Below are 12,302 nucleotides of genomic sequence, written 5' to 3' on the forward strand. Positions count from 1 at the left end.
GGTTACTTGGGGCTCTTCCAAGTGACTCGCCGTAAGGGCGAAACCAATAGCCGCCGTTACCGCAGCAATGGATATGCACCCCATCAAAAAACTCGTCAGCCGAAACACAGCCATCGCCGGCAAGCCGGCTCCTACAGGGAATGTTCGCTCCCCTCAAACCCGGCTTTCATGCTGCCGGGTATCACTGACAATCAACCCCCTGATCCCCTCAAACAACTCATCGCTCTGCGCCTCGGTGCAATCCTCGCCATAACGCTTACGCACCCCGTAATGACTCAGAATCAAATGCACATCCGCATGCAAACCATGCTGCTTCAGACAGTTCTCGACACATTGCAGCGGGCAACCATCCAGCGCAAAAATCCGCCGCCCCGACCGCGCCTTGTTGACCAGCGCGGCCACATGCCCGCCGACACCGGCAATGCAGGACATTTCAGCAACGCCACTGCGATCCAGGCGCACAGCCAATGTGTTGGCCAGTTGCGCAACATTGGAACAGCCGGAACAGGCATAGACCAGAGGCAAAGTCGAAGGGGGCATTGATGCTCTCCGTTGATGGGGTGTTCAAGTGTGCAAGGCACAGGGCATTGCGCATTGATGGCAGTCAATTCCGGTTACTGGAACGCCGCCAGGTCCTCTTCCGCGAGGATGCTGATGTGGCGTCGCTCCATGGCGATCAGGCCGCTGTCCACCAGTCGATGCAAAATCCGCGAAAAGGTTTCCGGCTGAATCCCCAGCTTCGACGCCACCAGGCGTTTGGACATCTGCAAGACAATCTGGCCGGTGACCGGGTTGCGTTCCTGAAACAGGAAATTGATCACCCGACGGCTCGCGCTCGCCATGGTCAAGGTGTCGATGTCCCGCAGCCGCAAGTGCAGGTGCACGCTCATACTCGCCAGAATCGCCAGGCAGACTTTCGGCTGGTCCTCCAGCGCATTGCGATAGTGGGTGCCCTCGATGCTGACCAGCACGCTGTCCTTCAACGCGGTGGCGCTCACCGGGTAGAGCCGGGCCTGGCTGAAAAGCAGCGCTTCGGCAAAGGTTTGTCCAGGCTGGATGATCTCCACCAGGTTTTCCTGGCCTTCGCCAGTGAGCCGGTACAACTTGACCTGGCCGCTGACCAGCAGAAAAAAGCGTTTGGCCGGATCGCCCTGATGCATGAGCGTGCTGTGACAAGGCAGGCGCTTGAGCATGGCCAGGGCACAGACTTCCTCGAAGACTTTCTCCGGCAATTGGCTGAACAGATGATGACGACGCAACGTTAAAACGATGGAAGGGTGGGTCAGCATGGCGTACCTCCGCTGACGGTCATAGTAGAGAGCGCAGGCCGGTTGACCTATGCCTCTGCAGGCCTACCTCCAAGGAGGCATGGCCGTCAACCCGCACTGCGCAGATGCTCCATGGCCCACACCGCCGCCTCGACCCGCGAGCGCAAACCGAGTTTGTGCAGCAGGTTCTTGACGTGAACCTTGACCGTCCCTTCGGTGATGCCCAGCTTGTGCCCGATGACCTTGTTGCTGAAGCCGCTGGCGATGGTTTTCAACACCTGGCGTTCGCGGTCGGTCAGTTCGACCACCGCCTGGCGTGGCGGCGAGCGCAACGCCTGGGCCATGACCTGGGTCAGGCCGGGGCTGATGACCAATGCACCGTCCAACGCTTCGCGGATGTACTGGATCAACAGTTCGGGCTCCATGTCCTTGAGCAGATAACCGTCGGCATCCAGGCGCAACGCGTCGCGAATATCGTCTTCGGCGTCCGACACGGTGAACAGCAACACCTTGCCGGTGTAGTGCATCGCGCGCAGTCGACGCAGGGTTTCAATGCCGTTCATTTGCGGCATGTTGTTGTCGAGCAACACCAGGTCCGGTTGCAGCGGTTCGATCAGGCTGAGTGCTTCTTCGCCGTGGTTGGCTTCGCCGACGATCAGGAAGTCATCTTCCAGTTCGAGCATTTGACGGATGCCGCGACGCATCATGGGATGGTCGTCTACCAGCAGGATTCTATGGTGTGGGGACGGGTTCATGTGACGCTACCTTCTGTGTGCTGTCCGAGAAATTCCGGGTGGAATTCCAGCTGGACGAGGGTGCCTTGAGGCTCCCTGGAAAATATGTGCAAGTGGCCGCGCAAGCTCCGCGCCCGCTCATCCATGATGTTCAGGCCGTGATGTTCGCGCTGGTCGACGTCGCCGCTGAAGCCGCGCCCGTCATCCTCGACCGAAAGCCTCACGGTTTCGCCGTCCTGACGCAGTTCCAGCCAGGCGTTTTGCGCGTGAGCGTGGCGCAGGCAATTGGAGAGCGCCTCGCGGGTGATCTGCAAAATGTGGATCTGCTCGCTGGCCGAGAGTTGAAAGGCCAGCGCATCGACGTGCAGGTGCACCTGGAATTCGCCGCGACGGGAGAATTCTGCGGCGGTGTCCTTGAGCTCCTGCACCAGCCCGGCATCGTGAATCTGCAAGCGGAAAGTGGTCAGCAGTTCGCGCAATTGGCGGTAGGCATTGTTCAGTCCTTCGCGCAGTTCGGCGGTGACGTTTTCCAGGGTCTGCACCGGTTCGCCCCGGCGCATCAGGGTCTGCATGCGGCTGACTTGCAGCTTCATGTAGGACAGGGCCTGGGCCAGTGAGTCGTGCAGTTCGCGGGCGATGATCGTGCGCTCTTCCAGCAACAGCAGCCGATGATCCTGTTCCCGTTGGCGCTTGAGTGAGAGCGAAGTGCCGATCAGGTTGGCCAGGGCCTGGATCAGTTGGGTTTCCCAGGCTTGCGTGGGGTGGCCGTCGACAAAGTAGGCCTTGAGTTCACCCAGTTCGCTGCCCTGGTTGCTGATGCTGAAGGATTGCGGTCTCGCGTCGTGGTGTTTCTGGCACGTGGCGCAATCGCTGCTGGCGCAGACGTCGCGGATGTTGGCGCCATGCAGGGCGATCAGTTGCTGGGCAGGCGCCTGCGCCTGGCCTTGCAAGCACAGCGACAGGCGCAGGCCCGGCAGGCGTTGCTGGAAGCGCCGGATCAACTCGTCCAGCCCTTCGGCATTGGCCAGGCGTGTGGCCAGGCTGCGACTGCTTTGATACAGCAACTCCAGCGCAGCGTTGGCCTGTTGCAGGTTCAGGGTTTTTTGCCGGACCTGACTTTCCAGCGTGCGGTGCGACTCTTCTATCGTTTCGGCCATGGCGTTGAAGCTTGTGGCCAACTGGCCCAGTTCGTCCTGGGACTGATGGTTGACCCGCACCTTGAAATCACCGCGTCGAAAGCGCTGGGTTGCGTCCACCAACTCCTTGAGGGGCGTGACGACGCCGTACTGCAACTCATACAAACCGATCAGCAGGACAATCATGGTGGTGAACAGCGCCATGCCCTGGATCACTTGTTGCCAGCCCTGCTTTTGCTCGCTCTGGCGCTGGAGCAGGCTGACGAACTGGTTCAGTTGCTCAACGAACGGCCGGGCCTGGGCTTGAAACGCCACGGCATCGCCGCGTTCCAGCGCCGGGCGCAACGCTTCGTTCCATTGTTGCTGGAGTTGCCCATAGCTGGTTTGCAACGCGGTGGTCGGGCCATCTTCCAGCACGGCCTTGAGTGACTGGCTGTTGAGGCGACGTTGCAGGCTGTCGGTGATGCCGATGATTTCTTCATCGGTGGCACCGGCGGCGAGTTTCCAGCTCAGGTGGTAGGTTTCCATGCGCACCGAGCCCGCGGTATTGATGGCGGCGGCATCGCCCTGGCTGAACCAGGCGATCAACCCGGCGCTCAACGAGCTGGCGAGCGCGAGCACGGCGATCAGGATCACCGCGAGCCCGGCGCGGGCGGGCAGGGAGCTGCGCAACCAGCGAATCATCGGCGCAGGTCCCGGGGGTAAAGCAGAAAGCAGAGCATGTACAGCTCCAGAGTGAGGTTGTTTGTTATGGCCTCTTCGCGGGCAAGCCTCGCTCCTACAGGTTAGGTATCGATCACTGAAACGCCGGCAACCTGTAGGAGCGAGGCTTGCCCGCGAAGGCGATCTAAAGAAAACCACCGATCCCGGGCGCGCTACCTCTAAAGAGTTGTCGACGGCTCCCTGTCGACAGAACACTGGGTGGAAAAAGTTAAAACGCTGATAAACAAGGGGTTTTAAGCATTCTCCGGTCTACCTCCTTGGAGGTAGGCAGTGCAAGCATAGGCTTGGGCCCGCTTGGGCTTCGTTGACGTGGATCAAGTTTTTACGGGGTTGCTCTCTCTAGTCTGCCGCCATGGCTAACTGACTGGAGAGCATTGTGACCCAACCCCGTGTACGACAAGGCTTGGTGCTGGGCATGAGCACGCTGGCCTTCACTGTATGTTTCATGGTCTGGATGATGTTTGCCGTGCTCGGTGTGCCGATCAAGGAACTGCTCCAGCTCAACGAAACCCAGTTCGGCCTGCTGGCCGCTACCCCGGTCTTGACCGGCTCGCTGGTGCGTTTGCCGCTGGGGCTGCTGACCGACCGCTTTGGCGGGCGCAGCGTGTTCTTTCTGCTGATGCTGTCTTGCGTCGCACCGCTGTACCTGATCAGCCACGCCACCGCTTATTGGCAGTTTTTGCTGCTGGGCCTGTTCGTCGGTTTGGCCGGCGGCTCGTTCTCGGTCGGGATTGCCTACGTCGCCAAATGGTTCGACAAAGAGAACCAGGGCTTCGCCATGGGCATCTTCGGCGCCGGTAACGCCGGGGCTGCAGTCACCAAATTTCTCGCCCCGGCCCTGATCGCCGTCGGCAGTTGGCAGCTGGTGCCGAAAGTCTTCAGCGCCATCCTCTTTATCACTGCGCTGTCGTTCTGGTTCCTCAGTGCCGAAAACAAGGACCACCGCAGTGCCTCGGGCGCCACGCTGCGTGAGCAACTGCGTTCGCTGAAAGATCCTGCGGTGTGGCGCTACTGCCAGTACTACTCGATCGTCTTCGGCGGCTATGTGGCCCTCGCGCTGTGGATGACCAAGTACTACGTGCAGGAATACGGTTTCAGCCTGCAAAGCGCGGCGCTGCTGGCGGCGTGTTTTTCCCTGCCCGGTGGCGTGCTGCGTGCCGTCGGTGGCTGGATGTCGGATCGCTGGGGCGCGCAAAGCGTGACCTGGTGGGTGTTGTGGGTCAGCTGGATCTGCCTGTTCCTGCTCTCGTACCCACAGACCCAACTGCAAGTGCAGACCATCAACGGCACCGTGGATTTCCACATCGGCCTCAATCCCGCGCTGTTCACCGTGCTGCTGTTCGTCATGGGCATTGCCTTCGCGTTCGGCAAGGCCTCGGTCTTCAAATACATCGCCAATGACTACCCGAAAAACATGGGCGCGGTGTCCGGCATCGTCGGTCTGGCCGGTGGCCTGGGCGGTTTCGTGTTGCCGATCATGTTTGGCGCCCTGGTGGACCTCACCGGCGTGCGCTCGTCCTGCTTCATGTTGATGTACGGCGTGGTCTGGGTCTCCCTCACCTGGATGTACTTCAGCGAAATGCGCAAAAGCCCGGTGCTTGGTAAAGCGCCGACGCTGACCCCGTCCCCGATTTCCAGCATTGCCCAAGGAGAACAACATGTCCGTTCTGCAAAAGCCTGATAAAGGGCCGGTCATTCATGACTGGCGCCCCGAGGACCCTGCGTTCTGGGGAAGCAGCGGCAAACAGACCGCCACGCGCAACCTGTGGATCTCCATTCCCGCGCTGCTGTTGGCCTTCGCGGTGTGGATGGTCTGGAGCACGGTGATCGTGCGCCTGAACGCCATCGGCTTCACCTTCACCACCGACCAGTTGTTCTGGCTGGCGGCGTTGCCGGGCCTGTCCGGCGCGACCTTGCGCGTCTTCTATTCCTTTATGGTGCCGATCTTCGGTGGCCGGCGCTGGACCGCCCTGAGCACCGCATCGTTGCTGGTGCCATCGATCTGGATGGGCTTCGCGGTGCAGGACCCGGGCACCCCGTACAGCGTGTTTGTATGGATTGCCTTGCTCTGCGGTTTTGGCGGCGGCAACTTCGCCTCGAGCATGTCCAACATCAGCTTCTTCTATCCAAAGTCCCAGCAAGGCACGGCCCTGGGCCTCAACGCCGGGTTGGGTAACCTGGGCGTCTCGGTGATGCAGTTCTGCGTACCGCTGGTGATCACTTTCGGCGTGTTCGGCGTCATGGGTGGAAATCCGCAAACCCTGCCGGACGGTGGCCAATTGTGGCTGCAGAACGCCGGGTTCATCTGGGTGCCGTTCATTGTCCTGGTGACGGTGCTGGCCTGGTTCGGCATGAACGATTTGTCCAGTGCGCGGGCCTCGTTCAGCGAGCAAGCGGTGATCTTCAAACGCAAGCACAACTGGCTGATGTGCTGGTTGTACCTGGCGACCTTCGGTTCGTTCATCGGTTTTTCCGCTGCGTTTCCATTGCTGATCAAAACCTCGTTCCCTGATGTGATCGCACTGAAATTCGCCTTCCTCGGCCCGTTGGTGGGTGCGCTCGTGCGTCCATTGGGCGGCTGGCTGGCGGACAAGCTCGGCGGCGCGAAAGTGACCTTGTGGAACTTCGTCGCGATGATCGTGATGGTCTTCGGCGTCATGCACTTCCTGCCGCAGAACGGTACAGGCGGCAACTTCTACGGCTTCCTCGGCATGTTCATGCTGCTGTTCATCACCACCGGCGTGGGCAACGGCTCCACCTTCCGCATGATCCCGGTGATCTTCCGCACCCAGCATGAAAAAGCCGCTGCCGGAAAATCCCCGGCCGTACGCGAACAAGCACTCAAGAATGCCGGCAAAGAGTCCGCCGCCGTCCTGGGCTTCAGTTCGGCCATGGGCGCCTTCGGTGCGTTCTTCATTCCCAAATCCTTCGGCACTTCGATGGCCCAGACCGGCGGACCGGAGATGGCCTTCTACATGTTCGTCGGTTTTTACCTGAGCTGCATCGTCGTGACCTGGTGGTGGTACGCGCGCAAAGGCGCTGCGACACCCTGCTGAGACGACCCGAATCCAACCATTGCGTGGGCGGGGCACAGAACCCCGCAGCAAGCCTGAGAGGACTACACCGTGAGTCATTTACTGGATCAATTGCGGTTTTTCAATCGCAAGCAAAACGAGTTTTCCGAGGGTCATGGAGAGACCCGCAAAGAGTCGCGCGACTGGGAGAACGTCTACCGTTCGCGCTGGCAGTACGACAAGATCGTGCGTTCCACCCACGGGGTGAACTGCACCGGGTCTTGCTCGTGGAAGATCTACGTGAAGAACGGCCTGATCACCTGGGAAACCCAGCAGACCGACTACCCGCGTACCCGCAACGACCTGCCCAACCATGAGCCTCGTGGCTGCCCGCGCGGCGCCAGTTACAGCTGGTACATCTACAGCGCCAACCGGCTCAAGTACCCGAAAATCCGCAAGCCGTTGCTCAAGCTCTGGCGCGATGCGCGCCAGACCATGGCGCCGGTCGAAGCCTGGGCCAGCATTGTCGAGGACAAGGCCAAGGCCGACTCCTATAAAAGCAAGCGCGGCATGGGCGGCTTCATTCGTTCCAGCTGGGACGAAGTCAACGAGATCATCGCGGCGTCCAACGTCTACACCATCAAACAGTACGGCCCCGACCGGATCGTCGGGTTCTCGCCGATCCCGGCCATGTCGATGGTCAGCTACGCCGCAGGTTCGCGTTACCTGTCGCTGATCGGCGGCGCCTGCCTGAGCTTCTACGACTGGTACTGCGACTTGCCACCGGCCTCGCCGATGGTTTGGGGCGAACAGACCGACGTGCCGGAATCGGCCGACTGGTACAACTCCAACTACATCATTGCCTGGGGCTCCAACGTTCCGCAGACCCGTACCCCCGACGCGCACTTCTTCACTGAAGTCCGTTACAAGGGCACCAAGACCGTGGCGATCACCCCGGACTATTCGGAAGTCGCCAAGCTCACCGACCTGTGGCTGAACCCCAAGCAGGGCACCGACGCGGCGCTGGCGCAAGCCTTCAACCATGTGATCTTCAAAGAATTCCACCTGGATAAACCGAGCGCCTATTTCACTGATTACGCCAAGCGCTTCACCGATCTGCCGGTGCTGGTGCTGCTCAAGCAAATGGCCGACAAGGCGCCGGGCGCCGGTTACCAGCCGGACCGCTTCCTGCGCGCCAGCGACTTGACCGACAACCTCGGCCAGGAAAACAACCCGGAATGGAAAACCATCGCCCTGGATACCAGCGGCGAACTGGTGTCCCCTCAGGGCTCCATCGGTTATCGCTGGGGCGAGAAGGGCAAGTGGAACATTCTGCCGCGTGAAGGCGGCGAAGGTCGCGAGATCGATCTGAAACTGAGCCTGATCGGCGATGACGTGGCCGAAGTGGCGTTCCCGTATTTTGCCGGCGAGTCTCACGAGCACTTCCAGCACGTGGCCGGCGATGCCGTGCAATACCGTCGTGTGCCGGTGCACAGCCTCGTTCTGGCTGACGGCAGCGTGGCCAAAGTCGCCACCGTGTTCGACCTGTCGGCCGCTAACCTGGCGATCGACCGTGGCCTGGGTGGCGAAAACGTCGCCAAGGATTACAACGACGCCTCGGTGCCCGGCACCCCGGCCTGGCAGGAGCAGATCACCGGCGTCAGCCGCGAGAAAGCGATCCAGATTGCCCGTGAGTTTGCCGATAACGCCGACAAGACCAAGGGTCGCTCGATGATCATCGTCGGCGCGGCGATGAATCACTGGTACCACATGGACATGAACTACCGCGGGCTGATCAACATGCTCATGCTCTGCGGGTGTGTCGGCCAGACCGGTGGCGGTTGGGCGCACTACGTCGGCCAGGAAAAACTCCGTCCGCAATGCGGCTGGCTGCCCCTGGCGTTCGGCCTGGACTGGAACCGTCCGCCACGGCAAATGAACGGCACCAGCTTCTTCTACGCCCACAGCTCGCAGTGGCGCCACGAGAAGATGAGCATGCACGACGTGCTCTCGCCATTGGCCGACAAGTCGCAATTCCCCGAGCATGCGCTGGACTACAACATCCGCGCCGAACGCGCCGGCTGGTTGCCTAGCGCACCACAACTCAACACCAACCCGCTGCACATTTGCCGTGATGCCGCTGCTGCCGGCATGGAACCGAAAGATTACGTGGTCAAGTCGCTGCAGGACGGTTCGCTGCGCTTCTCTTGCGAGCAACCGGACAGCCCGGTGAACTTCCCGCGCAACATGTTCATCTGGCGCTCCAACCTGCTGGGCTCCTCGGGCAAGGGCCACGAGTACATGCTCAAGTACCTGCTCGGCACCAAGAACGGGGTGATGAACGAAGACATCGGCCAGGTCGGCGACTGCAAACCGGAAGAAGCCGAATGGGTGGACGAGGGCGCCATCGGCAAGCTCGATCTGGTGACTACGCTGGACTTCCGCATGTCCTCGACCTGCGTCTATTCCGACATCGTCTTGCCGACCGCGACCTGGTACGAAAAAGACGACATGAACACCTCGGACATGCACCCGTTCATTCACCCGTTGTCGGCCGCGATCGACCCGGCGTGGGAATCGCGTTCCGACTGGGAAATCTACAAAGGCATCGCCAAGGCGTTTTCCAGCATGGCCGAAGGGCACCTGGGCGTCGAAAAGGATCTGGTGACCATTCCGCTGATGCACGACAGCGTCGGCGAACTGGCCCAGCCGTTTGGCGGCACCGACTGGAAAAGCGAAGGCGTGGCACCGGTGCCGGGTAAAAACGCACCGAACCTGCACGTGGTCGAGCGCGACTACCCGAACATCTACAAGCAGTTCTCGTCCCTCGGGCCATTGCTGGAGAAACACGGCAACGGCGGCAAGGGCATCAACTGGAACACCGAAGCCGAAGTGAAGTTCCTCGGTGAGCTCAACCACCACGAACGGGACGCTGGCATCAGCCACGGCCGTCCGAAAATCGACTCGGCCATCGATGCAGCGGAAGTGATCCTGTCGCTGGCACCGGAAACCAACGGCCACGTAGCGGTCAAGGCCTGGGCCGCGCTGTCGGAATTCACCGGCATCGACCACAGCCATCTGGCGGTGGGCAAGGAGCATGAGGCGATTCGCTTCCGCGACATCCAGGCGCAGCCACGCAAGATCATTTCCAGCCCGACCTGGTCGGGGCTCGAAGACGATCACGTCAGCTACAACGCCGGTTACACCAACGTTCATGAAGCCATTCCATGGCGCACCATCACCGGTCGCCAGCAGTTCTACCAGGATCACCCGTGGATGCAGGCGTTCGGCGAGCAGCTGATGAGTTACCGGCCGCCGGTCAACACCCGGACCATCGCCGGGGTGAAAGGCAAGCGCAGCAACGGCCACAAGGAAATTGTCCTGAACTGGATCACGCCGCACCAGAAGTGGGGCATCCACAGCACCTACAGCGACAACCTGTTGATGCTGACTCTCAGCCGTGGCGGCCCGATTGTCTGGCTCTCTGAGAACGACGCGAAAAGCGCCGGCATCGAGGACAACGACTGGATCGAGTGCTTCAACGCCAACGGTGCGCTGACCGCCCGTGCGGTGGTCAGTCAGCGGGTCAAGGACGGCATGGTGATGATGTACCACGCCCAGGAACGGATCGTGAACGTGCCCGGATCGGAAACCACCAAGACCCGTGGCGGCCACCACAACTCGGTGACCCGCGTCGTGCTCAAACCGACCCACATGATCGGTGGCTATGCCCAGCAGGCCTACGGTTTCAACTATTACGGCACGGTCGGTTGCAACCGCGACGAGTTCGTCGTGGTGCGCAAAATGTCCAAAGTCGACTGGCTCGATGGTTCGTCCGGTGATGACCTGCCGCGTCCTCTGCCGACCGATATCGAGGAGAACTGAGATGAAGATTCGCTCACAAATCGGCATGGTGCTGAACCTGGACAAGTGCATCGGTTGCCACACTTGCTCGATCACCTGCAAAAACGTCTGGACCAGCCGTGAAGGCATGGAATACGCCTGGTTCAACAACGTCGAAAGCAAACCCGGGATCGGCTACCCGAAAGAATGGGAAAACCAGGACAAGTGGAAGGGCGGCTGGATCCGCAATGCCAACGGCTCGATCAACCCACGCATCGGCGGCAAGTTCCGCGTGTTGGCCAACATCTTTGCCAACCCGGACCTGCCGAGCCTCGACGACTACTACGAGCCGTTCGACTTCGATTACCAACACCTGCACACCGCACCGCTGGGCGAGCATCAGCCTACGGCGCGCCCACGCTCGCTGGTCTCCGGCAAGCGCATGGAGAAAATCGAGTGGGGCCCGAACTGGGAAGAAATCCTTGGCACTGAATTCGCCAAGCGTCGCAAGGACAAGAACTTCGACAAGATCCAGGCGGACATTTACGGCGAGTACGAAAACACCTTCATGATGTATTTGCCGCGCCTGTGCGAGCACTGCCTCAACCCGGCGTGTGCGGCATCGTGCCCGAGCGGGGCGATCTACAAGCGTGAAGAAGACGGCATCGTCCTGATCGACCAGGAAAAATGCCGTGGCTGGCGCATGTGCATCAGCGGCTGCCCGTACAAGAAAATCTACTTCAACTGGAAAAGCGGCAAGTCCGAGAAGTGCATTTTCTGCTACCCGCGTATCGAAGCCGGGATGCCGACCGTGTGCGCCGAAACGTGCGTCGGTCGTATCCGTTACCTCGGCGTGTTGCTGTACGACGCCGACCGCATCAGCGAAGTGGCGAGCACCGCCAATGAGCAGGATCTGTACGAGAAACAACTGGAGATCTTCCTCGACCCGAATGACCCGGCGGTGATCCGTCAGGCCCTGGCAGACGGTGTGCCGCAGTCGGTGATCGATTCCGCCCAGCGTTCGCCGGTCTACAAAATGGCCGTGGACTGGAAGCTCGCGCTGCCACTGCACCCGGAATACCGCACCTTGCCGATGGTCTGGTACGTACCGCCACTGTCGCCGATTCAAAACGCCGCAACTGCTGGCACCGTCGGCATGAACGGGGTGATTCCGGACGTCGACAGCCTGCGTATTCCACTGAAGTACCTGGCCAACCTGCTGACTGCCGGCGATGAAAAACCGGTCAAGCGTGCGTTGAAACGCTTGCTGGCGATGCGTGCCTACAAGCGTTCCGAGCAAGTCGATGGCGTGCAAGACCTGCAAGTGCTGGCGGACGTCGGTTTGAGCGTGGACCAGGTCGAGGAAATGTACCGCTACCTGGCCATCGCCAACTATGAGGACCGTTTTGTGGTACCGACCGCCCACCGCGAAGACGCCATGAGCGACGCCTTTGCCGAACGCTCCGGTTGCGGTTTCAGTTTCGGCAGCGGTTGCAGCGGCAGCTCCGACACCAACATGTTCGGCGCGAAAAAGGCCAACCGTCGCGACGTCCTGAAAACCGTGCAGTTGTGGGAGGAATGAGC

At 60.7% G+C, this 12,302-nt stretch carries 8 protein-coding genes; 4 read left to right on the plus strand and 4 right to left on the minus strand.

All coding sequences use genetic code 11. The features are described 5' to 3' along the window. Window positions 1-153: 153 nt before the first annotated feature. The 4 genes from J4E42_RS23255 to J4E42_RS23270 all read right to left on the minus strand — a co-directional run bounded on the left by J4E42_RS23255 (window position 154) and on the right by J4E42_RS23270 (window position 3,822). Window positions 154-540, minus strand: a complete 387-nt coding sequence (locus J4E42_RS23255; protein ID WP_207286272.1) for a putative zinc-binding protein — start codon at window positions 538-540, stop codon at window positions 154-156. A gap of 74 nt (window positions 541-614) precedes the next feature. Continuing rightward, window positions 615-1,289, minus strand: a complete 675-nt coding sequence (locus J4E42_RS23260) for a Crp/Fnr family transcriptional regulator (RefSeq protein WP_008030978.1) — start codon at window positions 1,287-1,289, stop codon at window positions 615-617. An 86-nt stretch (window positions 1,290-1,375) separates the two neighbouring features. Next, a complete protein-coding gene (gene narL / locus J4E42_RS23265; RefSeq protein ID WP_192226472.1) occupies window positions 1,376-2,023 on the minus strand; it encodes a two-component system response regulator NarL in 648 nt (215 codons plus the stop codon). Then, window positions 2,020-3,822: a HAMP domain-containing protein gene (locus J4E42_RS23270; RefSeq protein ID WP_207286273.1), complete on the minus strand. Its 1,803-nt coding sequence runs from the start codon at window positions 3,820-3,822 to the stop codon at window positions 2,020-2,022. The genes narL and J4E42_RS23270 overlap by 4 nt, the downstream gene beginning before the upstream one ends. Before the next feature lie 415 nt (window positions 3,823-4,237). Between J4E42_RS23270 and J4E42_RS23275 the strand changes: the two genes are divergently transcribed. From J4E42_RS23275 to narH, 4 genes are all read left to right on the plus strand, one after another. Beyond that, complete coding sequence (locus J4E42_RS23275; protein WP_207286274.1) at window positions 4,238-5,542, plus strand: nitrate/nitrite transporter; 1,305 nt, start codon at window positions 4,238-4,240, stop codon at window positions 5,540-5,542. After that, window positions 5,520-6,917 carry a NarK family nitrate/nitrite MFS transporter gene (locus tag J4E42_RS23280; RefSeq protein WP_192418225.1) on the plus strand — a complete coding sequence of 466 codons (1,398 nt, stop codon included), beginning with the start codon at window positions 5,520-5,522 and terminating at the stop codon, window positions 6,915-6,917. Before J4E42_RS23275 ends, J4E42_RS23280 begins: the two co-directional genes overlap by 23 nt. Window positions 6,918-6,986: 69 nt before the next feature. Next, complete coding sequence (locus tag J4E42_RS23285) at window positions 6,987-10,760, plus strand: nitrate reductase subunit alpha (protein WP_008043732.1); 3,774 nt, start codon at window positions 6,987-6,989, stop codon at window positions 10,758-10,760. A gap of 1 nt (window position 10,761) precedes the next feature. Beyond that, entirely contained in the window at window positions 10,762-12,300 is a 1,539-nt protein-coding gene (narH, locus tag J4E42_RS23290; RefSeq protein ID WP_008030993.1) for a nitrate reductase subunit beta, read from the plus strand. Window positions 12,301-12,302 lie beyond the last annotated feature (2 nt).

The sequence above is a fragment of the Pseudomonas sp. FW300-N2A2 genome (assembly GCF_017351735.1).
GTDB classification, from domain to species: Bacteria; Pseudomonadota; Gammaproteobacteria; order Pseudomonadales; family Pseudomonadaceae; genus Aquipseudomonas; species Aquipseudomonas migulae.

Coding starts and splice junctions, on each gene's coding strand:
- J4E42_RS23255 (WP_207286272.1), bottom strand. CDS start 540: ATGCCCCCTTCGACTTTGCCTCTGGTCTATGCCTGTTCCGGCTGTTCC.
- J4E42_RS23260 (WP_008030978.1), bottom strand. CDS start 1,289: ATGCTGACCCACCCTTCCATCGTTTTAACGTTGCGTCGTCATCATCTG.
- narL (WP_192226472.1), bottom strand. CDS start 2,023: ATGAACCCGTCCCCACACCATAGAATCCTGCTGGTAGACGACCATCCC.
- J4E42_RS23270 (WP_207286273.1), bottom strand. CDS start 3,822: ATGATTCGCTGGTTGCGCAGCTCCCTGCCCGCCCGCGCCGGGCTCGCG.
- J4E42_RS23280 (WP_192418225.1), top strand. CDS start 5,520: ATGTCCGTTCTGCAAAAGCCTGATAAAGGGCCGGTCATTCATGACTGG.
- narH (WP_008030993.1), top strand. CDS start 10,762: ATGAAGATTCGCTCACAAATCGGCATGGTGCTGAACCTGGACAAGTGC.